Source organism: Bacillus sp. BB081 (assembly GCF_008368895.1).
Classification (GTDB): Bacteria; Bacillota; Bacilli; order Bacillales; family Bacillaceae_G; genus Bacillus_A; species Bacillus_A wiedmannii.
The window spans coordinates 57,043-81,716 of the sequence record NZ_QOZX01000014.1 but is presented as its reverse complement, the minus strand read 5'-3'; the positions used below and the strand labels follow the sequence as shown (position 1 = coordinate 81,716).

Genomic DNA, 24,674 nt, shown 5'->3' with positions numbered 1-24,674 from the left:
GGTATATAATTGATATACAAAAAAAGCTTAGCAAAATGCTAAGCTTTTATTTCGATATCTCCTGTAAAGAACCAAAGAATAAATCTGCTTCATTCATTTGTTCATTCTCTTCAGAAAGTGCCGGTAAATCATCTAATGTTTTCAATCCAAATGTATCCAAAAATTCTTTCGTTGTTCCATATAAAATAGGACGCCCTGGCCCTTCTGCTCTTCCCATTTCTTTTATAAGTAAGTGTGAAACTAACGTTTGTAACGCCTTATCGGTTTTCACCCCTCTAATCTCTTCCATTTCAGTCCTTGTAATAGGTTGACGATATGCCACAATCGCTAACGTTTCTAAAGCAGCCTGAGAAAGTGAAGCAGCTGTTGGGATATCTATTAATTTTTGATAGTACGAAGCATGTTCTTTCTTTGTAGCAAAACGATATACTTTTGCATACTGTACAATTTGCAAACCGCGGTGTGCACCTTCACATTCTTTTTGCATTTCTTCTAAAATATCGATTACTTCATTTCCTTCAATTTCAAGCACCTTCGCTATTTGTTCTGGATAAATCCCTTCATCACCAGAAACAAATAAAAGCCCTTCAATGATTGATTTCTGTTCTTTTCTATCCATTTTACGAGCTCCTTCCTCCAATTTTCTCCATAAAAATACACATCAAAAAACCGAATCACAATCAATGCGTTCGGTTCAATATTTTTTCTCTTGTTCCAAACGATACATTCAAACCTAGCATGAGATATATTATTTCCATCCCATTTTCCATACTAACTCTATGCAGATTTAGTAGAGCTTGATACGAAAATTTCATCAAAATTATGTTCCTGTTCAATTATGATTTGTTGATTTTTCATAAGCTCAAGAACCGCTAAAAATGTTACAACCATTATTTCCCGTTCATCATCAACAAACAAATCATAAAAACTTTGACGACCACCTTGTATTTCTAACTGTTTTAAAATATCAATCATGCGCTTTTCAATTGGTATTTCTTGACGAGTAATACGTGTTGTTACAGGTTTCTTTGCTTTTTTACGGCGCATTAATTTTTGAAATGCCGCTAGCATATCATATAACGTAACATCAAGAGGCAAGTTTGTCTCCTCTTCTTGTTGTAACGATGTAAAATCAATTGGCGGACGTGTATATAGCTGTGCTCTTTCTTGTTCTCTTTCTTTTAGCTCAGTAGCAACTTGCTTATATTTCTTATATTCAATTAACCTCTCCATCAATTCTTGACGAGGATCATCTATAAAGTCATCACCGTTATCAAGTACATCTTCTTCATGTTTCGGCAACAACATTTTACTTTTAATTTGTAATAAAGTCGCAGCCATTACTAAATACTCACTTGCAACATCTAATTGTAGTTCTTTCATCGTATGAACATAAGATAAATATTGCTCTGTAATTTCCGCTACAGGAATATTATATATGTCAATTTCATAACGATGTATTAAATGTAACAATAAATCTAAAGGCCCTTCAAAAGCCTCTACTTTAAAATTATACTGCACAAAGCATCCCACCACATTTTTTCTATAACAACATAAGTATAGAGCATACTCATGTTCTATCCAACCTTTTTAAGAAATTTAATTAAAAATAGACCTATGCCTATATCATCATGCCCACCGCTTCATATGATAACAGTGTAGTAAGAACAATGTAGGAGGTCAAAAAACTATGGGTCACGTTGATTGCGGTTTTAGCGGTGGGTTCGCATTACTTGTTGTATTGTTTATTTTACTAATTATTGTAGGGGCAACTTGCTTCTGCTAATATGAACAATAACGACTAGGGGCAATTCCCTAGTCGTTTATTGTTTATATTTCTATGATACACTTGTATTTATAACCGTTAAACAGGGGTGAAGAAAATGTATCCTACCGAATACATACAATTTTTAATTCATTTTCACGGAGATTATGATTATTTTGAATGCCACGAAACACTGGAAGAATATTGGAAAACAAAACCGAGAGGAAATCGTGATAATTATTTAGTCGGTCTTATTCAAATTGCAGTTTCTTTATACCATCAAAGACGCTCTAACTGGAATGGTGCAGAGAAGATGATGAAAAGCGCCATAACGATTTTAGAAAAAAACAGTGCACCTTTACTACGTTTAGGAATAAATCAGACACAACTTCTATGCTTACTCCAGGATAGATTGCAATCTATACAGAAAGAAGAGAGTTTTACACCGTTATTTTTACCGTTATCGGATACAGCATTAGAAAAGCAGTGCATGGAATTATGTCAGAAACAAAACCTTCCTTGGAAAGACGTGAATGCTACTTCTAATGAATATATAATACATAAGCACACGTTACGTGATCGAACAGAGGTCATCGCTGAACGAAACGAACAATTACAAAAAAGAAAGCAGAGATAATAAACCACTTATCTCTGCTTTTACGAATGTATATTTTGTTCTAGCCCTTTACACTTTTTGCAAAAACTTGCTGTTTGCTCATTTCCGCAAATTGTAAACTCAAGAAATTTACTCTTTAACTCTTGAACCATCTTCGTCCCAATACCCATATGACGATGAGACGGGTTCACACTCAAATGCTGAATTTCCAACACTTGATTCTCTTTTTTTACAATCCCCATTATACCAACAAAATCTTCGTTTTGTTTCCACAAATACAATTGCCAATCATCCTTTGCTTCATAATCTTTCATAGTCAATTGTAATGTTTTCACATCTTTTTCAGTTGGCATAAATGAAAGAAGCCCCATTGCAATCTTTTCATAACTTTTTTTAAAACGAATTAACATAACCCTTATCCCTTCTTACAAAAGTTACAAACTATTAATCCCCTCAACCACTCTTTTCATATCACATTCATTTTACAATATTTTCAACAGAGTGAGAAGGGCCTAAAACAACTTGATAATCATACAAAGCGAAAAGAAGAAAGTCAAATATATGTTTCAGTACTATTTTTTCTAAGTAGATTAACAAAGAAACGCTGTTATATGAAAGTAAAAAGAAACATCCACCGCTCATTACACTTCAATATTCATCACCTGAGAGCAAATGAATTCTAGCAAAATTAATGTAATAAAAATATTTATTGAAACATGAAATCTAATGTATTCTATGTAATTTGTTAAAATTTTGTTCTTATAAGCGCCATATTTTCGCTACAATAACAGTACTACTTGTATCATGTACTGCAAACGAAATACCCATTCCTATTAAAAAAAACAAAAAAGAGAGCCATAGCTCTCTTTTCCCATTAACTTATTCTTCCCAAACTTTAACTTCTTTCATTACATCGCCTTGACGCATGTTTAATACTGTTTCAATACCGCTTGTTGCTTTACCGAATACAGTATGTACACCATCTAAATGCGGTTGTGGCTCATGAACAACAAAGAATTGGCTACCGCCTGTATTACGGCCAGCATGAGCCATAGAAAGTGAACCTACAAGGTGTCTATGAGGATTTCCATCAGTTTCACATGGGATAGAGTAACCTGGGCCACCTGCACCTGTTCCTGTTGGATCTCCACCTTGGCTTACGAAGCCAGGAATAACGCGGTGGAATGTCACACCATCATAAAATCCTTGCTCTGCTAGTTTTTTAAAGTTTTCTACTGTTTTTGGTGCCTCTTCTGGGAAAAATTCTAACTCGATTTTTTCGCCATTTCCCATTAATATGTATCCTAAAGTTTTCATACGTATATGTCTCCTTTCAACTATCTCAGCACTATATTACCACATTCATGACTAGAAACAAAAAGAATCCGACAATCTAGATACTTCTTTTTTGAAATGTGGAAAAAGCTAGGTGACAAATAAGAAATATATACTATAATAACTGTGTTGCCCGAAAATTTTAGAAAGAGAAAGGGAGCGATTTTTCGTGAAAACGAAATTACTAGCTCTGCTATTGGCTGTAACGGTATTTATGATGCCAACAGCTTCGTTTGCAGACATCATCGAAGGAGAATCAATTGTTACACTAGGAGAAAACTTGTCTGAACAACAAAAACAAGATCTGTTAAAAGAAATGAAAGCACCAAAAGATGCTACAATCATTACTGTGTCTAATGCGGAAGAACATAAATTTCTAGAAGGGATTGTTCCAAAAGCGCAAATTGGTACGAGAGCAATTTCCTCTTCTATGATTACATACACAAAGCCAGGGTCTGGTCTCATTGTACGTTCAAAAAACATTAATTCGATAACAGATGCAATGTACACAAACGCACTTATTACAGCAGGTGTGAAAGATGCAGAAATTCAAATTACTGCACCATTTAAAGTTTCAGGAACTGCTGCTTTAACCGGTTTAATGAAAGCCTATGAAACAACATCGAACAAAGCAATTCCTGAGGAAGTAAAAAAAGTAGCCAATGAAGAAATGGTGCAAACAGCCCAGCTCGGCGATAAAATTGGTGAAGAAAAAGCAGTTCAACTTGTTGCAAAAATTAAAGAAGAAATTGCCAAAGAACAGCCAAAAACGACTGAAGATTTACGTTCATTAATTAAAAAAATTGCGGATCAACTTGGTATTACATTAACGGATGAACAGTTAGATAACTTAGTTGCGCTATTTGATAAAATGAAAAATCTTAATATCGATTGGAATCAAGTTGGCAGTCAGTTAAATAAAGCAAAAGAACACGTTTCTGCCTTTTTAGGATCTGAAGAAGGGCAAGGTTTCCTAGATAAAGTTAAAGATTTCTTCTCAAGTATCATTGATTTTGTTAAATCGTTATTCAAGTAAAAAGAAGCTCGTCACCGACGAGCTTCTTTTTTATACAAGTAATGGCAATTTCATAACAGCTTCTTCGACCGAACGAACAATATGATTTGCCTTATTCTTCACATATGGATGAGCATGATGTAGAGTAAATGAATGCGGAGTTACTTCAAACATAGAAATATCATTGAAAGAATCTCCAATGCATGCAACTTCATTTGCTTCAATTTGTAAATGTTCCATTAGTCGCCTTAAAGCACTCCCTTTACTTACTCCCCTTGGCATAATGTCAACATAGCGTTTACCAGACATAAAAACTTCCGCTTCGCTCTGAAATGTATCTCGTAACTCTTGATCTAATGCTGCAATTGTCTCTTCTTCCCCAAAAACAAACAATTTCGCAGGATGTACAGTCTTACCAAATTCCTCTTCTAATGCTTCTATCTCAGCAATATGCACGCCCATATACGTTTCAAAAGTATGATGATGTTCATTCTTTCTTTTTGTATACCGTTGCTCATTTGCACAAACAATATCTGCTAGTCCCTTTTTATGGATATATCGATATATTTCCTGGGCAATCCCATCTTCAAAACTTGATTCATGAAATATTTTTCCATCCGGCAGTAACATCGTTGCTCCATTTAAACTAGTTGTGTAATATTGGAATGCAAACCTATTTACGACTTCATCAATTCGATGAGTAAAGCGGCCAGAGGCAAAACAAATATTTGTCCCTTTTTCAGCTAACCAACAAAGTGCACGTTCATCTTCTTTTTGCATATGATTCACATTGTAAACGAGCGTATCATCTAAATCACTTACAAATAATTTAATCATGTCCTCTTCCCCTTCCATACACAATATCTACTCTAAGTGTACACAAAAAATGTTTGATTTTTGTTAAAAAACAATAAATTTTTGCTAAAAAAATAAACGGGTGTATAATCCCGTTTATTTTTGTCTTTTTACATTTTGAGGTCTTACAATACTTGGTCGTACTTTTAAACTAGACATCGTCGGGCGAAGTAGAATTTTTGTTAATGCACCCCAATCAAATGGTAAAAACGGCCATAAGTAAGGTGTTTGTAAACTTTTTATAGACGTTAAAAATAAAATCAATATCGTCATACCAATTACAAATCCCATCTCATGGAAGAGACCTGTTAAAATAATAACAAACAATTTTCCAACTTTATTTCCTAATCCTAATTCATAACTCGGTGTTGCATATGCACCGATCATAGAAACTGCTACATACAAAATAACTTCTGGTACAAACAAACCTACATCGATTGCTATTTGACCAATTAATATAGCGGAAATTAACCCTGCTGCAGAAGATAACGGCGTTGGCGTATGAATGGCTGCCATCCTTAAAAACTCAAGTCCGATTTCGGCCATCAACACCTGTAATAGAATTGGTAAATGTGTCATCTTAGTCGGTCCAATGAAAGCAAGGTTTTCTGGTAAAAGAGTTGGATCAAATACAAACACTAACCAAAATGGTAGTAAAAATAAGGAGAATAAGACACCTAAAAAGCGTACCCAACGTAAAAATGTACCGACAGCTGGATTTTGTCTAAACTCTTCCGCATGCTGTAAATGGTGGAAATATGTTGTTGGAGTAATCATAGCACTCGGTGATGTATCAACTAGTACTAACACATGTCCTTCTAATAAATGATTCGCCGCTACATCCGGTCTTTCTGTATATCGAATAAGCGGGAATGGATTATAGCTTTGCTTTACAACAAATTCTTCCACTGTTTTATCCGCCATCGTAATTCCATCGACATCAATGTTATTTAATTCTTGTTTTATAATCTTTACTAAATCTGGATTTGCAACATCTTGAACATATGTAATACAAATATCCGTTTGGGATCTATCTCCTACTCGAATCATTTCATTTCGAAGACGTGGGTCACGTATCCTTCTACGAATTAACGCTGTATTTACAACGATATTTTCAACAAATCCATCCCTTGCACCACGTACCACCTTTTCTGTATCTGGTTCTGTCGGCGTCCGGCCCGGATAACTACGAACATCTATTGCGAACGCTTCCGTTTCACCTTCCACAAATATAACGATGAGTCCTGATAATACTTGAAGCATTACCTCATCCATCGTTTTCACTTTGCTTACTTGTTGATGGATTAAACGATTCTCTAAAAGCTTCACTGTATCTTCTTCTACATCCCTTATCTCATTTGTATCCACTGCTTCTTCTAAAATAGGGATAATATAATTTGTATCACAAAGTCCGTTTACAAATAACACACCAATTTCTTTATTTAAAATTTGAAATTTACGAATGCCAACATCGTATGTAACACCCAGTCCAGCTGTTTGCTTTAAGTAATTTTCATTATCACTTATGAAAGATGAAATAGGGATTTCCACTTTTTTAGGTTTCGTCATAAAAACCACTCCTTTCCAAAATTAATTGAATCGCTTTTCTAGTAATAGGTGATCCTCTCTCCCATTCATCGTTTCCACACATCTTACCAATATCACCAACTCCCACAATGACAGGAACATTCAGATCATCTAAACAATAAATTGTATCTCCGCTAATTCTGCCAATTTCACCATCTGGAAGTCCAAATTTATCAACACCGTATTCCGTTAAATTCCCGTTCCGATCTACACTGACATCTACACGTGCCCATTCCCAATGATGTGTATTAGACGCTACTGCCAAAATCCCCAGTACATCAATTTGTTTATGTGTGGCTACATATTTTAAAGCCTTTTCACCAGATCCTTCTCCAATAAATCCACTGTCATCAAACATGACAAATACAGGGTCATATGGCGTTTGCATAATAAGCTCAACAACTTTCTTCCCTGTTAATTTGGTTGGATTACTTTGTGATGCTGAAATACACCTTCCCCCAAATTCCTTCGTTAAAAGCTCAATTGTCCGCTTTGCATATTCATCTCCATCTGTGACCAAAACAACCCTTCGTCTCATTTGATTTATCCTTTCGGTTTACATATAAGTGCTACAAAAAATGAAAATAATATCGCTGCAGAAATGCCTGCAGACGTTAAACTAAACATACCCATACCAATCCCAATATATCCGTGTTTTTCTGCCGCATGCATTGCCCCATGTAATAGCGAATGTCCAAAACTTGTAATAGGAACTGTCGCACCAGCACCAGCAAACTTTATAAGCTTATCGTACAATCCGAATCCATCTAAAACTGCTCCTATAACTACAAAGGTAGCCATTAAATGGGCTGGTGTTAACTTTGCGAAATCTAACAATACCTGTCCAATTACACAAATGGCGCCTCCTACAAGAAATGCATATATAAAATCCACAATTCACTCTCCCTTCACTCTCTCAAATACGACACCATGTGCAATTGTTGGAATGGTTTCTTTCTGCTGCATCATCATCGGACTTAATAACGCGCCAGTAGCAACGACAAAAATTCGTTGTAAATTCCCTTTTTGCATCTCGCTTAATAAATGACCATATGTGACAACAGCTGAACAAGCACAACCACTACCACCGGCAAATACTTCTTCTTGACCGGAATCATAAATCATTAATCCGCAATCATTATATATATGCCTAAGATCATAACCTTCTTCCAATAACAGTTGTTTTGCGATTGGTGTCCCAATAGCTGATAAATCACCGGTAACAATCAAATCATAATCTGCTGCACTCCTCTTCAAATCTTCAAAATGTTGTTGAATTGTATGAGCAGCAGCAGGTGCCATCGCCGACCCCATATCTAAAGGATTCGCAATCCCTAAATCTTGCACTTTTCCAATCGTAGCTGCCGTAATTTTAATAGCACTTTTTTCTTTACTAATTAATATGGATCCCGCACCTGTAACAGTGGAATTTGCTGTTCCTGGTTTTTGTCCCCCATACTCTGTTGGATAACGGAACTGTCTTTCAGCCGTTGCATTATGACTACTTACCGTCGCTAAAACACGATTTGCGAATCCACCATCTATAAAGGCTGATCCAACCGCTAAAGTCTCCATCGAGGTTGCACAAGCGCTAAACATCCCTAAAAAGGGAATCCCCCAATTACGTGCAACATAATTTGCTGTCACTGTTTGATTTAATAAATCACCCGCTAAAAAGAAATCAATTTGTGATGTTTTTACATTTCCTTTTTGCAAGACTTGTTGAATTGAATCTGACATTAATCTTCGTTCAGCAAGTTCCCAGTTTTCCTCTCCGCAATGTAAATCATCATATGAAATATCAAAATCCTTCCCAAGAGGGCCTTCAGCTTCTTTTGGACCGACAGCAGTACCGGTTGCATTCACATAAATATCATTTTGAAATACCCACGTTTGTTTTCCGGTCAACCTCATACTAGCCCCTCCTTTAAGACATAAAAATGTTAAAAGTATATCTTATTAATCCAATAACGTATGCACCAACAACCCCAAAAACGATAACACTTCCCGCTAGCTTAAACATATTTGTAGCAACCCCAAGCACAATTCCTTCACTCTTATGTTCTAGCGCAGCGCTCGCCATAGAATTCGCAAATCCCGTAACAGGTACGGCCGATCCCGCTCCAGCAAATTGACCGATTTTATCATATACACCACAACCTGTTAAAATCGCCGATAATAATACAAGCGTTGCAACTGTCGGATTTCCTGCCTCTTGTTCACTGAAATGAAAATAATGTATATAAAATTTCATCAATACTTCTCCGACAGTACAAATGAATCCACCTACAAGAAATGCCTTGACACAATTTAGAAAATAGTTTGGTTTTGGATGGTACTCCTTCACTTTATTTATGTAATCATCCTTTAGTTTTCGCCCTGTCATTTATATATTGCCTCCTACTTTACGAAATAAATCCAGTGAAACAATGAGCCTATTACTTTGCCAAGTACAAGAGCAACGAGTAAAACAACGATTTTCCCTTCTACCCCTACTCGTTTCGCTAAAATAGGTAAAACATTTAACACTTCTGTTAATGCGGCTGCAAGCATTCCAATGAATGTGCCACAAAATATTCCTAATATGACAAGCCAATATTGCGACGTTTGAAATGTAATGTTTTTCAAACTACACCAAGCTCCTGTTAACGTACCTGCAATAACTGCCCACTCAAAATATTGAATGTGCTTTCCACTTCTCGTTAATTGAGCTAGACGGGGGATTATACCAAGTACAGCTAAAAATGCGACATACCCGCTACCTACTGCAATTCCTCCCGCTAAACCAATTAAAATAACAAGCCCAGACTCAATCATCGGCAAGTTGTTTCATATTGTCCTTGTTTTCATGAACAATTACATATTGGTCAAGTGACTGCTGGTATTGGAACATCTCCACTTCTAACGGACTCGGCTCTTCATTAATTCGCTTTTGAAATACATGATTAAAAAATAAGACCATACCTAACCCAAGACCTACTGAATAAGGAATTTGAAATAGAAGTGGTTGTGCCTTAAATTCTCCCGTAATCATGTAATATAACCGCTGGTGCACTTGTTGCATGCTTACATCTTCATGGAAATAAATGATCGCAAGAGCCGCTCCAATAAAAAGTAACAACCATACAAGTCCGAAGAAAATCGGATGTACTTTCTTTTTTTCATATATAATTTCAACAAGAGTTTGTCCAGAACCGAGTAAATTAATTTGTATATGAGCCGCTTTTCGCCTAATAATCTCAATAATTTTCATAACATCAATTACAACATGCGTCTTATCATGCGCTGTTATTTTGTAAACTACCTCATCCTGTAACAACTCAACTACCACAGTATCTCCGGCAAGTTGAGCGACATCACGTAGTTTCACTTCATACGTAGGAGAAACTTTTAATCGATTACGCATTTTAATATAAATTGTTTGTTCCAATTTCCATTCACCTCTTCACTCTTCCTCGTAGTTGTAGTATGGTTATTGAATTTTTTTCTAATACAATTTTTTCATAAAAAAACATCTGTACCGTTTCGGTACAGATGTTTTTTAGTTTATGCCTTTTTCTTAAATAAATTTGCAATACTTAATGCGAGTCCTCCCCAAATGACTACCATACCAATAACCATCATCATAATCGCTGATCCGCTCATTATGAAACACCCCGATCTTTCCATTCTTTTTCAAGCTTAGCAGAATCTGAATGTATTTGTGCATTCCATTTCTTTATACTAATGATTAGTGCAACGATAAGGAACGCTGCTGCAATTGACCAACCATATGTTACGACAAACTCCGTTGGATAATCTCCGTAGTTCTTTTTAATATTTTGGGTTGTACCATCAATTAACATGTATCCTAACATAAGCGGGGTAATAACGAGTAAACTTACTCTCCAAAACGTCCCTAACTTAATATCAGATACGAAGTTTGCGTGATTTTGATAAACTGGTAAACGGCGTAGAATGAGCCCTATCGTAACTACTTCCACTAATGCAATTGAAATTAATCCGAAGTTATTAGCGAAATAATCAACAACATCTAAGAACATAAGCCCGCCACGTGTTGCAAAAACAAGGGAAACTAGTACGAGAAGCGTTCCCATAATTCCAATTGTTTTTTGGCGGCTTAAGCTAAACTTTTCAGATACGGCAGCAAAACATACTTCCGCAAGCGAAATGAGGGATGTAATTCCAGCAACCGTTAATGATAAGAAAAATAATACGCCAAATAACGGTGACATCGGTAATTCATTAATAATTTGCGGGAATACTACGAATGCAAGTCCTACACCAGCACTTGCTACTTTATCAACTGGTACTCCCATATTGTTTGCCATAAATCCAAGAGCTGCAAAGACCCCAATCCCTGCTAATAATTCAAATCCTGAGTTTGCAAAGCCAGTAATAAAGGCATTATTTGTTGTATCTGAGTTTTTAGGTAAATAACTAGAATACGTAATCATAATTCCAAATGCTAAAGATAAGCTAAAGAAAATTTGACCGTAAGCAGCAAGCCATACCTTTCCATCAAAAATACGACTCCAATCCGGTTTAAAGAATGCATCTAATCCTTGCATCGCACCTTCCATCGTCACTGCACGAACTACGATAATAAGGAACATAACAACTAATAAAGGAATGAAAATACGGTTAACAACTTCGATTCCTTTTTTAACTCCTTTGAATGCTACACCGAGCACGATAATCCAAACGAGAGCTAATGGAATTAATACTTCCGGTACGAGCCCTCCAAACTGTCCAGGCTTATCTGCAACATGCAAATACTCTTTAAATAAAAATGATTGCGTGTCTTTCCCCCATGCTCCAGTAATTGCAAAGTACGTATAGGAAATAGACCAAGCAATAATTACTGCATAATATGTTGAAACGATAAACGTTACACACATTTGCCACCATCCGATAAATTCAGCACGCGGACTAATACGGAAGAATGTAAGTGGCGCTGAACCACGATGACGATGCCCAAGAGCGAATTCAAACGCCAATAATGAAATACCAGTCGTTAATAATGCGAATAAGTACGGTAAAAAGAATGCGCCTCCCCCATTTTCATACGCTGTATAAGGAAAACGCCATATGTTTCCTAATCCAACGGCAGAGCCGACCGCTGCGAAAATGAATCCAGCCCTCGTTCCCCATTGTTGCCTCGTTTCCATATTTCCTTCCCCCTTTGTGACAAGTTCATACTCGGATTATATTTTAAATTTACTAAATTATCAATAAATTCTGTTAATTTTTACGAAAGTTTACAATCTCCTCCTATTAAAGTCATAAAAAAAGATCGAATAGATAGCTACTCATCTATTCGATCTTTCATCTGTTTTAATATTTTCTTTTCAAGTCTTGAAACTTGTACTTGCGAAATACCTATGCGCTCCGCTACTTCTGATTGGGTTTGGTCTTTATAGTAGCGTAAATATACAATTAAACGTTCTCGATCATCTAATTCTCTAATTGCTTCTTTTAAAGCAATTTTATCGAACCATTTCGTTTCAGATTGATCGGCAATTTGATCTAAAATAGTGATTGGATCTCCATCGTTTTCATACACCGTTTCATGTATGGATGAAGGAGCACGACTCGCTTCTTGCGCCAGAACCACTTCTTCTGGCGTTAGTTCTAACGCTTCGGCTACTTCGTTAATCGTTGGTGCCCTTCCGAATTCTTTCGAAAGCTCGTCTCTCATCTTTCGAATTTTATTTCCTGTTTCTTTTAAAGATCTACTTACTTTCACTGATCCATCATCACGTAAAAATCGTTGTATTTCTCCAATAATCATTGGAACTGCATATGTTGAAAATTTCACGTCGAAAGATAAATCAAATTTATCTACCGATTTTAAGAGCCCAATACATCCAATTTGAAATAAATCGTCTGGTTCGTATCCTCGATTAAGAAAACGCTGCACAACCGACCATACGAGACGCATATTACTTTGAACGATTGTATCTCTAGCTTGTTGATCTCCATCTTGACTTTGTTGAATTAACGCTTTTAGCTCGTGGTCCTTTAACTGAGGTTTCTTCTTCTCATTTTTGACCTCTATGTCCATAGGCTATTCTCCTTAATTGCATAGAGCGTTACTATTTGATAAGTATTTTGTCAAATGGATTGTTGTCCCGAAAGATTCGTTTGAAATAACTTCTACTTCATCCATAAAATTTTCCATGATAGTAAATCCCATTCCGGAACGCTCTAATTCAGGTTTAGTTGTAAAAAGGGGTTGTCTTGCTTCATCTAAATCAAAGATGCCAATCCCTTCATCTCGAATCGTGAGTTTCACCATTGCTTCTTCCAAAATTACAGAAATATAAACAACACCTTCTGCATTTCCATCGTATCCATGAATAATTGCATTCGTAACTGCTTCTGACACAACTGTTTTAATCTCCGTAAGTTCTTCCATCGTTGGATCTAGTTGCGCAATGAAAGCAGCTACTGTAACGCGAGCGAATGATTCATTTTGACTTAATGCTGAAAATTGAAGGTTCATTTCATTTCTCATTTATGCCACCCCCAACGTCGCGAGCGCATGCGCTTCACTTTCTTCTAAGCGAACAATTTTAAATAAGCCCGACATTTCAAATAAACGTTTAACAGGCGGTGAAATTGCACAAACAACCATTTCTCCACCTAATCCTTTTACATGCTTATATCGGCCTAATATAACACCTAAACCAGAACTATCCATAAACGATAAGTTCTCTAGGCTCAAAACAATATGATGAACACCATGTGTCTCAATCATATCTGTTACTTTCGTTCGCAACTCTTCAGCAGTATGATGATCTAATTCACCCGCTAGTCTCACACATAGGACGTCACGCTTTACTTCTAATTGCATGGAAAGACTCACACGATTTCCTCCTTATGCTCAAACTTTACTCATTTACATACATAAAGATTTTCGTGATACAACATAAGAATCCTTCCTACTGACAAAAGAAGAACTATTTCGCCATAAAGTGAAACCATTCGGCAATTATTTACTTTCATACGAATAGAAAAGCGGCAAAATGTTTGCCGCTATTTTGATGTTGAAAACATCCCAAAACTTCTTTTAAATAACTCCCACCAGCTCGCTGCAGCAACATCTTCTTTTGCTACAATTGTTTGTTTTAATAAAACATCTTTATCTTTTTTAATAACAAGTGTACCAAGCGCGTCACCTTTTTTAATCGGTGCTTTCACTTTCTTTTCAGCAATTACTTCTTGCTTTACTTTGTCCATATTTTCGCCCTTCTTCATAAGAAGAGACACATTGTCTGACGCAACTAAATCTACTTTTTCTTTTTTCCCTTTTCCTACTTGTACAGTCTTAATTTTTTCTCCTCGTGTATACAATTTCTTTGTCATATATTGTCCAAATGCGTAGTCAAGAAGCTTTGTTACTTGGTTGTTCCGTTCTTTCGATGTAGGTGCTCCCATAACAACTGAAATAACACGCATCCCATTCTTTTCAGCCGATGCTGTTAAACAATATTTTGCTTCTGTCGTAAAGCCCGTTTTCACACCATCTACTCCAGGATAAAAACGTACTAACTTATTCGTATTCACGAGCCAAAACTTCTTATTCGTATCTTCACGTAAATAGTCTTCGTATTTACCTGTATATTTGCGAATAAGTGGGTACTTCATCAATTCTTTTGCCATTATAGCCATATCATTTGCTGTGGAATAATGGTCTTTAGCCGGAAGACCTGTTGGGTTTTGAAAATGAGTATTTTTCAGTCCTAAATCTTTCGCTTTTTTGTTCATCATATTTACAAAACCTTCTTCTGAACCCGCGATATGCTCCGCTACTGCAACTGACGCATCATTTCCAGATGCAATAGCAATACCCTTTAGCATTTCATTTACAGTCATCTCTTCTCCAGGCTCTAAAAAGATTTGTGACCCACCCATTGAAGCTGCATGCTCACTTGCTCTAACTTTATCGGTCAGTTTTAGTTTTCCTTTTTCAACTTGTTCCATAATTAATAGCATTGTCATAATCTTCGTCATACTAGCAGGTGGTAACTTCTCATTTGGATTTTTGTCAAACAAAACTTTACCCGTATCTTGTTCAATTACAATTGCTGACGACGCTTGTTCCGCTAACTTCGGCGCTGTTTCTTCTGTTTTCTCCTGCTTCGTCTTCTCAGATTGTGCGAAACTAACTGAAGTACCAGAAAGCAATAACATGAAACAAACAAGTATTCCAAAAACTCGCTTCATGACTAACCCTCCATTCTATATCAGACCTATTTTTTCCAATTTTTTATTTTTTAATACCATATTTTTCTAATATTTTCAGTTGACAAATACATTCATCACCTATATTGTATTAAGTGTATTACACACAGTAGTACACTTAATACACACGAGAAAGGAGACATTGCTCTTGCATATTCAACTTGATCCAAGAAGCAACACTCCGATATGGGAACAAATTGTTCAAAATATAAAAGAACTCGTATTGAAGAACATGTTAGCCCCAAGTGACAAACTACCTTCTGTACGCGAACTCGCTTCTTTACTCGTTATAAATCCAAACACAGTGAGTAAAGCGTACCAAGAGTTAGAGCGACAGGGGATTATTGAAACATTACGAGGAAAAGGAACATTTGTATCCCAATCGATTACCCCAACATTAGACGAAAGGAAAATCGCTATGGTTGAAAAGCAATTTCATCAATTACTATTAGAAGCCTCTTATCTTGGTGTTACGAAAGATAAAATACATGATTGGATAGATTCATACTACAAAGAGATTGGAGGAAATGCGGATGTTGAAAGTGACAAGCTTGAAGAAAACAATTGATAATCAAACGATTTTAGATGATGTTTCTTTCACATTACAAAGAGGAAGTATCATCGGATTACTCGGAAGAAACGGTGCGGGGAAAACAACTTTATTACGAACGATGGTCGGTATTTTAGACCCTGATGCCGGGACTGTTACATATGAAGATACAAACATTCATCAGTGTCCTGAAATAAAGCAAAAAATTGTATATGTCCCTGATTCTACTAACATACTGAACGGATATACGGTAAAAGAAATTGTAAAGTTTTATAAAGAAGTTTATACCGCATTTGATGAAGCATATTTCTATAAACTGTTAGAACGTTTTAACTTACCAAACAAACGAATTCGTAGTTATTCAAAAGGCATGAAAGCATTACTTGCCATCATTTTAGCCGTTTCTACAAAAGCAGAATATATCATTTTGGATGAACCGACAAACGGACTTGATCCTATCGTTAAAAGGCAGATTTTGCAGTTTCTCGTTGGAGAAGTTGCAGAAAAAGAGATTACCATTTTCATCTCAACTCACCATTTAGATGAAGTGGAACAAATTGCAGATACAATTATTATATTAAAAGGCCATACTATATCTTCTATTACATCACTAGACGATGCCAAATCACGATTTGCAAAAATACAAGTAGCTTACGAACGTTCATTACCTCAAAAACTAGAAAACTTAAGCAATATTAAAATATTAAATCAAACAGGAAAAGTATATACAATCTTAATTGAGGGAAATGTGGCTGCAACACTGGAGAAGTTTTATAAAGAACAACCTATAATCATTGAAGAATTAACAATGTCACTTGAAGATGTCTTCGTTACGACACTAGAGGAGGATGGGTATGTTTCATAAGGCGTTGTGGATGTGGAATTGGAAGCGCGGGAAATATGCTGTGTTGCTATTCTTCTTTAGTTCGCTTTACTTGTTATCTTTTGGTTACTATAGAAGTGCTCAGGTACAACTTGCTAATTATTATAGATTGCAAGAAAAAGGAACGTTCTATTACTATTATGAATTTTGGTCAAAGACAGGTAATAATTTTCGGCTAACTTTTCTTATTATTTGCTTAGCTTGTTTATTTATAGGATGGGAACGTAATAACCAGTCTAATACCCTAATGGCAATGCCATTTACAAGAAAAGATATTTTCTTTTCTAAATGGGCTTTCGGTTCATTCTGGATTATAGGGTCTCTGCTTGTAAACTGGATCCTTATGTACGCTATTTATAGAACAACCATTCATTTTGATTACCAATCTTTCAGTCCGTTTCATCGATACTTTCTTTATGCAATTGTTTCTTATGTTGCAGTTTATACAACTGCATTATGTATCGGTACTTTTACTGGAAGCATTGTTTCACAATTTGTATTTTGTATTCCGTGGCTTCTAATGGGGCTTACATTCATATCATTAGCGTACAACCATACAATACAACATTTAGATGCTATAGCTCCTAAAAATAATGACTTATATCAACAACTTTATGAAATCAATCAAAAAACAAATATAGTTGCACCAATATATCGATTTTCTATCACTTACGACTATGATCCAGTATCACGAAAAAAGGAAAAAGACCCAACTACTTTAAGAGATCCAGCATCTTATCACTATTATTCGGCTAAGTCGATGTTAGTCCCTATTTTTTATACAATAGTTAACCTATTACTTGGCGCATATTTATATTCACGATCACCAAATGAAAACAGTCAAAAAATATTTATTTTCCAAAAGTATTTAAAAATATGGATATGGGGGACAACCATTTATTTTGCACTATTAGGTGGCTATAAAATGAATCAATTTCATTTCTTACCTAGCTACTATATCAGTTTTTTTATAGCTGGAATCATTACCTATGTCGCATTATCACGACTAACAAATTATAAATTTTTTTAAAGGAGGGATCCTATGTTTCAAAAAGCATTGTGGCTAAGAACATATCAACAAAGTAAATATGTTGTATGGCTATTGTGGCTCAGCAGTTTCTATACTTTATCATATATGTACTATATGGCTTCTATTGAACAACAACAATATTTAAAGATGAACAAAGCATGGAACTATATATATCATTACCACTTTAACTTAACACTTTTAAATCCTGTCTTGTTGTTAGGTAGCATACTGATCGTTCTAGCCTGCACTTTAATTGGATGGGAAAGGCAAAATAACGCTAGCGATTTGTTATGGTCTATGCCCTTTAAACGTTCACACCTCTATATAACAAAGTGGTTGTTTGGAATCTGTAATATTGTTGCAATTATCGTTTTAAACTGGGGATTATTTGCCATTATGAAAAAAACAACTTTTCATAATAAATATCAAATCTTTTCCCCATTCCATACGTACTTTCTGTATATGTTAATTGTACTAATTGCTATTTATACACTTGCATTATGTATAGGAACAGTTGCTGGAAATATCGTATCCCAAGGAATTATTTCTGCTATAATAATCATTTTTCCATTCTTACTTCCATCTCTTATGGTAGGGGTAATTAGTGTTCATTCTAACGCAGATGGGGAAAAGATTTATAATAAAATAAACAATATAACGGAAAATTTACGTATTTCTAGCCCAGCAGAAGAATTTAATATTGTATTTGATTACAATCCACAAAATGCTTACACCGATCCTAAAGGCGTTCGTCATGATGAACCCAATTTTTCATACATTCCTTCAGCCAAAACATTGATTGGACCTATTGCACATATTATTATTTTATTACCACTTGGTATATATTTATATGTTCGTTCCGTCAATGAGCGAAATGGTAACTTCATATTATATCCGAGACTACAAAAAGCAATTATCATATGTGCTATTTTACTGATTGGAATCGTTGGAGGTTTAACATTAAGTAGTACTCACTCATTGTCCAGCTTTTACATCGGATTTTTGGTGACTAGTTTCATTACGTATTTCTTCCTGCCTAAAATATTAAAATGGAAATTCTCTTGGAATTTTAAATAAAATAACCTCCTCTTCATGAGGAGGTTATTTCACATTCTCTCTTCTTTTCCCATACTCTTTTTCTTGCTTCGTTCCAAACCCGTCACCATTTGCGACGATTTGATCTGTTGGAGCAACTATACTTTCAGCAATTCTCCATTCTCCTCCTTGTTGAATAAACACTTGCATAAAATAATTCATGCCATTTAACTGATACGGATTTTCTTTTTTCACTTCATAACGAGCTGCAACATAATACACTTGCACATTCTCAGCCTCAAACTTAGAAATATATTGCGATAATCTCGGGATATACTGTGATGCTTTCTGAAGTGGAAGTTGTTTTACTTTTACAAGAGAAGACTTTGTTACATTACTGATCGTATCTTCATGCCGAATGTTATCACTATGATGAAATAAAATAGCATTCTGCATTGAACGAATCCATAGCTTTGAATATAAAACAGGTTGCTTATTTGAAATATGTTGTAATTCTTTTTGAACGACTTGAAGAGGCGTAGCCGCATCCGCGAACTGATTAAAGCAGAAAAAACTTCCAATCATAATGAAAAGCGTACAAATACGTTTCATAATTTTTCACTCCGATTCTTTTTAATTAAAGTATTGGAGTTTCAAAATTTTTTTATTCAAAAGAAAAAGGATAGGAAAGCTTTCGCTTCCTATCCTCATTTATTATAATACGCGGCCAAATAGCTCTAACACCATTTCGATTTCTTGGTCGCTCCAACCTTTAAATTTCTCTTTATAATATTCTTTACGCACAGCTTCAAGTTTTTCAGTTACTTCTCTTCCGTGTTCTGTAATTTCTAGGTACACGATACGACGGTCTGAATTTGAACGCTTTCTTTCTACAAACCCTTTTCGTACGAGACGATCAGTAACAGCTGTAATATGACTAGAGGTTACGTTTACTTCACTCGCAATTTGCGAAGCCATCTGTGGACTGTTTAAAAATAACGCGCGTAATACAGAAAATTCATTGTATGGCATATGTTCTGCAAAACGTGTATTAATATCATTTTGTAATAAACGTATCATCTTTCGAAATGATCCGGATAACTCTAAAATCAGTGTTTCTCTTTTTTCGTTCACTAGCCTCGTCCCTTTTTTATCATATTTACACATATTATAATCTATAAATACCCTTATTGTATATGCTTTCTTTCTTTAACATTCTCATTTATGTAACTTTTTCATACAAATTTCTTTTTTGTTCACACATATACATATAAATAAGGATGGTGATGGAAGATGCAAGGTGGAATGAATCCTTATTTACACAACGTACGTACGGCTAATACTGGTAAAGAAGCTACCATTACGGTGCAAGGTGAAGGCGTTGTAAAAGCAAAACCAAATGTTGTTATATTAACGATTGGTATTCGTACAGATCATAAAAATGTAAAACAGGCACAAGAAGAGAATGCAGTGCAATCAAAACAATTATTAGATGCACTAAAACAACTAGGTATTGCCGACAAAAATATAGAAACCATTTCATATACGATTACGCCCCAGTACGAATATGTAAATGATAAAGCATTACTACAAGGATATCGTGTGGAACATTTGTATGAAATTACCGTTTTAAATGTACAAAAAGCAGGGGAAGTATATGATATAGCTGTTTCAAATGGAGCAAACTTAGCAAAAGGGTTACGTTTTCGAATATCTCATCCAAATAAATATTATGAGCAAGCTCTCATTCAAGCTCTGCAACAAGCGGTAGAAAAAGCTCGTGCTATTGCGAGTACATACAATTTAAACATTAATCCAGTTCCACTCTCATTCGTTGAAGAATCCGCCCAATTACCACGGGAAGTGACGTCCTATGCTACTTTACATGCGCAAGCAGCTCCGCCCATTCAATCAGGAGAATTAGAAATCATTTCAACAATACGAGCCATTTTTACGTATTTATAAATAATTTCTTTTATAAGTAAACGTTATCATTTTCCTTGTTGTAAAAACATGATGTTCTGATATAATAAAGGACGGTGAGCTCTTACAAAAGAGATATCACGGGTGGGAGAGGGATATGAAAAAGAAGGTTTAACATGAAAGGAATACTTGAAAGAACATTTAAATTAGGTTTACACGAAACATCACCAAAACAAGAAGTTTTAGCTGGAGTTACGTCATTTTTCACAATCGTATATATTATGATTGTAAATGCATCAATTTTATCGGATGCTGGCATTCCTCTTGAAGCTGGAATTTTAGCAACTGTTTTCAGTTCATTTGTCGGATGTCTGCTCATGGCATTTTGGGCAAATGCACCTGCTATTCTTGTCCCTGGTATGGGCGTAAATGCATTCTTCACGTACACTGCTGTGCATACGCTCGGATTAGCTTGGCAGGAAGCATTAGCAGCTGTCTTCATCTCTGGTATTATTTTTGCAATTGCTGCGTTTACACCAATCGCTCGCGTGCTTTCAGTATCGATTCCAAAGTCATTAAAAGAAGCTATTACTGTCGGCATCGGATTATTTTTAGCATTTATCGGATTGCAAAAAGGTGGTTTAGTCGTTTCGAATCCAAATACTGCTGTTGCAATGGGTAAATTAAGTAACCCTGTCGTTCTTGCGACACTACTTACTCTTATCGTTGCACTTGTACTATTTATTCGTAACGTACGTGGAAGCTTTTTATGGACGATTGCAATAGGAACTGGTATTGCATGGCTATTTGGTCTTGTTGATACAAGTCAAATCGGAAATAGTTCATTCTCATTCGCTAATTACGGCGATGTGTTTGGAGCTATGTCATTTGGCAAACTTTCTTCCTTACCGTTTTGGATTGCAACATTCTCCTTAAGCATGGTGCTTATTTTTGAGAACATGGGACTTCTGCACGGTTTATTAGAAGATGACCGTAAATTCCCACGTGCTTACCAAGCCAATGCAATTTCAGCAATGACATGTGGTCTATTTGGCACAAGCCCTACCGTATCAACAGTAGAGAGTGCTGCAGGTATTACTGCAGGCGGAAAGACAGGTCTGACGTCTATCGTTACAGGGTTGTTATTCTTCGCATCACTGTTTGCACTTCCGTTTGTGAAACTAATTCCTGATAGTGCCATTGCACCAATCTTAATTATTATTGGCGGCCTGATGATTACAAGCATTCAGCAAATTCCTCTGAACGATTTTTCAGAAGGATTTCCAGCGTTCTTAATTATCGTCATGATCCCGCTCACATATAGTATCGCTGATGGCATTGCGTTCGGATTTATTGCTTATCCTATCTTAAAAATTGCTCTTGGAAAGCGTAAAGAAGTCGCACCGTCTATGTATATCGTTACATGCTTATTCTTAGCCATGTTTGTATTACATGCTATTGGTTAAGTAAAAACACCGAGGAATTTCCCTCGGTGTTTTTTACTTAAACCATCCTTTTTTGTAAAACCAAGCCATCATCCCACCGCCAATTAGCGCCATTAGAAGTAGACAAATAAAATAACTATATTGTCCACCAAGCTCTGGCATATGCGTAAAGTTCATTCCGTATACTCCCGCAATAAATGTTAATGGCATGAAAATAGTCGAGAATACAGTTAATGTTTTCATAATGTTATTCATATGATGTGAGTTTAATGAAAAATAGCTATCCCGAATATCTGCCGTTAACTCGCGGCTTGCCTCAATCATTTCTGTCAGTTTAAGCAAATGGTCATGTATATCTTTAAAATAAATCTCATGATCACTTATACCGTAAAAACGAGTCGAATTTAAAATACGATACAATAAATCACGCATCGGAATGATTGTGCGCCTTAGCTTCGATAAATCTGCACGTATATCAAATACTTCTTCTAATACACTTCCTGCTGTCTCACCCGTTAAATTATCATCAATTGCATTTAAATGATCCTCAATGTAATATACAGGCGCAAAATAGTCATCTACAATTTGGTCGATAATTGTATGCGCTACGTGTAAAGGACTATTTTTAATACGCTTCTTTTCTCCAAGTGTTTTCCATACTCTTTCGATTGCATTGTTATGAGAAAAGTGGAAAGAAACAATAAAACGATCACTAATAAATAAATCGATCTCGTGCGGTTCTAATCCATCCTCACCAAATGCATGAAGAACTAAAAAGTTATATCCATCATAAAAATCAACTTTTGGTCTCTGTACATATTCTATACAGTCTTCAATTGCAAGGGGATGGAACTTAAAATGATCTTGCAAAATGTATGTATACTCTTCTTTCGTTGGCTTATATAAATCTAGCCAATACCATACAATATGGTCTTTCGTTGTTTCTTCTAGCGAAACATCATATAATACTTCATCTGTTTTTGTTATTGCACAAATTCTAATCATAATTTCACCCATTATTATTATAAACAAAAAATAGCAAAAAAAGCCAAGGAGAAATACTCCTTGGCCCTTTTTTATTATTCGGTAACGATGCCGTGCACTAATGTTGGTGCATCTACATGTTCGTTAGCAATCTTCATATTCTCATAAATTTTTGCTTTTACATCTTCCACATTTTCACGGTTTGCGTAAATTGTAACAAGGGATTCACCTTTTTTCACGCTGTCCCCTACTTTTTTGCGAAGCATTAAGCCAACTGCTAAATCAATTTCAGATTCCTTCGTCGCACGTCCTGCTCCTAAAAGCATTGCTGCTGTTCCGATTTCGTCTGCAACGATTTCTGATACATAACCGTCTTCCTTCGCTTCTACTTCAATTTTAAACTGTGCTTGTGGTAATTTAGAAGGATCATCAACAACAGAAGCATCTCCGCCTTGCGCTGATAAGAACGTTTTAAATGATTCTAGCGCTTTACCGTTGTTCATTACTTCAATTAATTTCTCACGTGCATCTTCTAAAGATGAAGCTTGTCCAGCAAGGTATACCATTTGACTTCCAAGCGTTAAACATAACTCTTCTAAATCTTTCGGCCCCTTACCTTGTAATGTATCAATTGCTTCTTGTACTTCAAGTGCGTTACCAATCGCCTCACCAAGTGGTTGACTCATATCAGAAATAACAGCCATCGTATTACGACCAACGTTATTACCAATGCGCACCATTGCTTCTGCTAAACGTTTTGCATCTTCATCTGTTTTCATAAATGCACCTGCTCCAGTTTTTACATCAAGAACAATTGCATCTGCACCAGCAGCAATTTTTTTACTCATAATCGAACTTGCAATAAGCGGAATTGAGTTTACTGTTGCCGTTACATCACGAAGTGCATATAACTTTTTATCCGCAGGTGTTAAGTTTCCACTTTGACCAATAACTGCGATTTTGTTTTCATTTACAAGTCGCATGAATTCATCATTTTCGATTTCAACATGGAATCCTGGAACTGCTTCTAATTTATCAATTGTACCACCAGTATGTCCTAACCCACGTCCAGACATTTTTGCAACTGGTACACCTAAAGCGGCTACTAATGGACCTAACACAAGTGTTGTTGTATCACCAACACCACCTGTTGAGTGCTTATCTACTTTTATCCCTTCAATAGCTGATAAGTCGATTGTATCACCGCTATTTACCATTGCCATCGTTAAATCAGCACGTTCTTGATCGTTCATATCTTGGAAGAAAATTGCCATTGCAAGTGAACTTACTTGGTAATCAGGAATATCACCATTCGTATATCCTTCAACAATAAAGTTAATTTCTTCTGTCGTTAATGCATGTCCGTCACGTTTTTTTGCAATTAGGTCCACCATTCTCATT

Annotated in this window: 31 protein-coding genes; 9 read left to right on the top strand and 22 right to left on the bottom strand. The window is 35.8% G+C overall.

Annotated features, from left to right (window positions below; genetic code table 11):
- Nucleotides 1-46: 46 nt before the first annotated feature.
- Both scpB and scpA read right to left on the bottom strand, forming a co-directional pair.
- The gene (scpB, locus tag DN394_RS06935) at nt 47-619 is read right to left on the bottom strand and encodes a segregation/condensation protein ScpB (protein WP_000375162.1); all 573 of its coding nucleotides are present in this window, start codon (nt 617-619) and stop codon (nt 47-49) included.
- A gap of 158 nt (nt 620-777) precedes the next feature.
- Entirely contained in the window at nt 778-1,521 is a 744-nt protein-coding gene (scpA, locus tag DN394_RS06925; RefSeq protein WP_001199757.1) for a segregation/condensation protein A, read from the bottom strand.
- Nucleotides 1,522-1,690: 169 nt separating this feature from the next.
- Between scpA and DN394_RS06920 the strand changes: the two genes are divergently transcribed.
- Entirely contained in the window at nt 1,691-1,786 is a 96-nt protein-coding gene (locus tag DN394_RS06920) for a YjcZ family sporulation protein (RefSeq protein WP_074539905.1), read from the top strand.
- 97 nt (nt 1,787-1,883) lie between these two features.
- Nucleotides 1,884-2,402, top strand: a complete 519-nt coding sequence (locus tag DN394_RS06915; RefSeq protein ID WP_046957458.1) for a DUF309 domain-containing protein — start codon at nt 1,884-1,886, stop codon at nt 2,400-2,402.
- Between the two features lie 20 nt (nt 2,403-2,422).
- Here the strand turns inward: DN394_RS06915 and ribT are convergent, their stop codons facing one another.
- A complete protein-coding gene (gene ribT / locus DN394_RS06910; protein ID WP_000908397.1) occupies nt 2,423-2,791 on the bottom strand; it encodes a GNAT family N-acetyltransferase RibT in 369 nt (122 codons plus the stop codon).
- A gap of 469 nt (nt 2,792-3,260) precedes the next feature.
- Nucleotides 3,261-3,698: a peptidylprolyl isomerase gene (locus DN394_RS06905; protein ID WP_149293690.1), complete on the bottom strand. Its 438-nt coding sequence runs from the start codon at nt 3,696-3,698 to the stop codon at nt 3,261-3,263.
- Nucleotides 3,699-3,885: 187 nt separating this feature from the next.
- Between DN394_RS06905 and DN394_RS06900 the strand changes: the two genes are divergently transcribed.
- Complete coding sequence (locus DN394_RS06900) at nt 3,886-4,752, top strand: DUF1002 domain-containing protein (protein WP_000850509.1); 867 nt, start codon at nt 3,886-3,888, stop codon at nt 4,750-4,752.
- Nucleotides 4,753-4,782: 30 nt separating this feature from the next.
- Here DN394_RS06900 and DN394_RS06895 read toward each other — a convergent pair whose 3' ends face one another.
- The 14 genes from DN394_RS06895 to dacF all read right to left on the bottom strand — a co-directional run bounded on the left by DN394_RS06895 (nt 4,783) and on the right by dacF (nt 15,405).
- Nucleotides 4,783-5,586 carry a Cof-type HAD-IIB family hydrolase gene (locus DN394_RS06895; RefSeq protein ID WP_141498569.1) on the bottom strand — a complete coding sequence of 268 codons (804 nt, stop codon included), beginning with the start codon at nt 5,584-5,586 and terminating at the stop codon, nt 4,783-4,785.
- A gap of 96 nt (nt 5,587-5,682) precedes the next feature.
- Nucleotides 5,683-7,155: a spore germination protein SpoVAF gene (gene spoVAF, locus DN394_RS06890; protein WP_046956415.1), complete on the bottom strand. Its 1,473-nt coding sequence runs from the start codon at nt 7,153-7,155 to the stop codon at nt 5,683-5,685.
- Nucleotides 7,142-7,711 carry a stage V sporulation protein SpoVABEA gene (gene spoVAEA / locus DN394_RS06885; RefSeq protein ID WP_001254417.1) on the bottom strand — a complete coding sequence of 190 codons (570 nt, stop codon included), beginning with the start codon at nt 7,709-7,711 and terminating at the stop codon, nt 7,142-7,144. Before spoVAEA ends, spoVAF begins: the two co-directional genes overlap by 14 nt.
- Nucleotides 7,712-7,716: 5 nt before the next feature.
- On the bottom strand, nt 7,717-8,067 hold the full coding sequence (gene spoVAE, locus DN394_RS06880; RefSeq protein WP_000345909.1) for a stage V sporulation protein AE: 351 nt from the start codon (nt 8,065-8,067) through the stop codon (nt 7,717-7,719).
- Between the two features lie 3 nt (nt 8,068-8,070).
- The gene (spoVAD, locus tag DN394_RS06875; protein WP_046956414.1) at nt 8,071-9,087 is read right to left on the bottom strand and encodes a stage V sporulation protein AD; all 1,017 of its coding nucleotides are present in this window, start codon (nt 9,085-9,087) and stop codon (nt 8,071-8,073) included.
- Nucleotides 9,088-9,100: 13 nt separating this feature from the next.
- Nucleotides 9,101-9,559: a stage V sporulation protein AC gene (spoVAC, locus tag DN394_RS06870; RefSeq protein ID WP_000147730.1), complete on the bottom strand. Its 459-nt coding sequence runs from the start codon at nt 9,557-9,559 to the stop codon at nt 9,101-9,103.
- A 14-nt stretch (nt 9,560-9,573) separates the two neighbouring features.
- Complete coding sequence (spoVAB, locus tag DN394_RS06865) at nt 9,574-9,990, bottom strand: stage V sporulation protein SpoVAB (protein WP_000572948.1); 417 nt, start codon at nt 9,988-9,990, stop codon at nt 9,574-9,576.
- Nucleotides 9,983-10,603: a stage V sporulation protein SpoVAA gene (spoVAA, locus tag DN394_RS06860; RefSeq protein WP_046956412.1), complete on the bottom strand. Its 621-nt coding sequence runs from the start codon at nt 10,601-10,603 to the stop codon at nt 9,983-9,985. Before spoVAA ends, spoVAB begins: the two co-directional genes overlap by 8 nt.
- 116 nt (nt 10,604-10,719) lie before the next feature.
- Nucleotides 10,720-10,818 carry a methionine/alanine import family NSS transporter small subunit gene (locus DN394_RS06855; protein ID WP_000016829.1) on the bottom strand — a complete coding sequence of 33 codons (99 nt, stop codon included), beginning with the start codon at nt 10,816-10,818 and terminating at the stop codon, nt 10,720-10,722.
- A complete protein-coding gene (locus tag DN394_RS06850; RefSeq protein WP_149293689.1) occupies nt 10,818-12,344 on the bottom strand; it encodes a sodium-dependent transporter in 1,527 nt (508 codons plus the stop codon). The genes DN394_RS06855 and DN394_RS06850 overlap by 1 nt, the downstream gene beginning before the upstream one ends.
- A 137-nt stretch (nt 12,345-12,481) precedes the next feature.
- Nucleotides 12,482-13,240: an RNA polymerase sporulation sigma factor SigF gene (sigF, locus tag DN394_RS06845; RefSeq protein ID WP_000350733.1), complete on the bottom strand. Its 759-nt coding sequence runs from the start codon at nt 13,238-13,240 to the stop codon at nt 12,482-12,484.
- Nucleotides 13,241-13,252: 12 nt separating this feature from the next.
- Nucleotides 13,253-13,693 carry an anti-sigma F factor gene (gene spoIIAB / locus DN394_RS06840; RefSeq protein ID WP_048546248.1) on the bottom strand — a complete coding sequence of 147 codons (441 nt, stop codon included), beginning with the start codon at nt 13,691-13,693 and terminating at the stop codon, nt 13,253-13,255.
- A complete protein-coding gene (spoIIAA, locus tag DN394_RS06835) occupies nt 13,694-14,044 on the bottom strand; it encodes an anti-sigma F factor antagonist (RefSeq protein WP_000059133.1) in 351 nt (116 codons plus the stop codon).
- Nucleotides 14,045-14,214: 170 nt separating this feature from the next.
- On the bottom strand, nt 14,215-15,405 hold the full coding sequence (gene dacF, locus DN394_RS06830) for a serine-type D-Ala-D-Ala carboxypeptidase DacF (RefSeq protein ID WP_097917823.1): 1,191 nt from the start codon (nt 15,403-15,405) through the stop codon (nt 14,215-14,217).
- A gap of 166 nt (nt 15,406-15,571) precedes the next feature.
- On the opposite strand from dacF, the gene DN394_RS06820 reads away from it, so the two are divergent.
- The 4 genes from DN394_RS06820 to DN394_RS06805 are packed head-to-tail and all read left to right on the top strand — an operon-like array spanning nt 15,572 to nt 18,963.
- Nucleotides 15,572-15,991, top strand: a complete 420-nt coding sequence (locus DN394_RS06820) for a GntR family transcriptional regulator (protein ID WP_000548037.1) — start codon at nt 15,572-15,574, stop codon at nt 15,989-15,991.
- Nucleotides 15,957-16,838: an ABC transporter ATP-binding protein gene (locus tag DN394_RS06815; RefSeq protein WP_098091968.1), complete on the top strand. Its 882-nt coding sequence runs from the start codon at nt 15,957-15,959 to the stop codon at nt 16,836-16,838. The genes DN394_RS06820 and DN394_RS06815 overlap by 35 nt, the downstream gene beginning before the upstream one ends.
- The gene (locus DN394_RS06810; protein ID WP_149293688.1) at nt 16,828-17,886 is read left to right on the top strand and encodes an ABC-2 transporter permease; all 1,059 of its coding nucleotides are present in this window, start codon (nt 16,828-16,830) and stop codon (nt 17,884-17,886) included. Before DN394_RS06815 ends, DN394_RS06810 begins: the two co-directional genes overlap by 11 nt.
- A 12-nt stretch (nt 17,887-17,898) precedes the next feature.
- Nucleotides 17,899-18,963, top strand: coding sequence for an ABC transporter permease subunit (locus DN394_RS06805; protein ID WP_098085093.1), 1,065 nt, complete (start codon nt 17,899-17,901; stop codon nt 18,961-18,963).
- Nucleotides 18,964-18,987: 24 nt separating this feature from the next.
- On the opposite strand, the gene DN394_RS06800 is transcribed toward DN394_RS06805, so the two are convergent.
- The gene (locus DN394_RS06800; RefSeq protein ID WP_098091970.1) at nt 18,988-19,533 is read right to left on the bottom strand and encodes a hypothetical protein; all 546 of its coding nucleotides are present in this window, start codon (nt 19,531-19,533) and stop codon (nt 18,988-18,990) included.
- A 102-nt stretch (nt 19,534-19,635) separates the two neighbouring features.
- The gene (locus tag DN394_RS06790; protein WP_001003311.1) at nt 19,636-20,055 is read right to left on the bottom strand and encodes a MarR family winged helix-turn-helix transcriptional regulator; all 420 of its coding nucleotides are present in this window, start codon (nt 20,053-20,055) and stop codon (nt 19,636-19,638) included.
- 159 nt (nt 20,056-20,214) lie between these two features.
- Here DN394_RS06790 and DN394_RS06785 point away from each other — a divergent pair, with 159 nt between their 5' ends.
- Complete coding sequence (locus tag DN394_RS06785) at nt 20,215-20,886, top strand: SIMPL domain-containing protein (RefSeq protein WP_001161444.1); 672 nt, start codon at nt 20,215-20,217, stop codon at nt 20,884-20,886.
- Between the two features lie 134 nt (nt 20,887-21,020).
- Complete coding sequence (locus DN394_RS06780; RefSeq protein WP_000676236.1) at nt 21,021-22,310, top strand: NCS2 family permease; 1,290 nt, start codon at nt 21,021-21,023, stop codon at nt 22,308-22,310.
- A 33-nt stretch (nt 22,311-22,343) separates the two neighbouring features.
- Here the strand turns inward: DN394_RS06780 and corA are convergent, their stop codons facing one another.
- Both corA and DN394_RS06770 read right to left on the bottom strand, forming a co-directional pair.
- Nucleotides 22,344-23,306 (bottom strand): magnesium/cobalt transporter CorA, encoded by a 963-nt coding sequence (gene corA / locus DN394_RS06775; protein ID WP_002008459.1) that lies wholly within the window; start codon nt 23,304-23,306, stop codon nt 22,344-22,346.
- A gap of 62 nt (nt 23,307-23,368) precedes the next feature.
- Nucleotides 23,369-24,673 carry a pyrimidine-nucleoside phosphorylase gene (locus DN394_RS06770; RefSeq protein ID WP_001243064.1) on the bottom strand — a complete coding sequence of 435 codons (1,305 nt, stop codon included), beginning with the start codon at nt 24,671-24,673 and terminating at the stop codon, nt 23,369-23,371.
- Nucleotide 24,674: the final 1 nt, after the last annotated feature.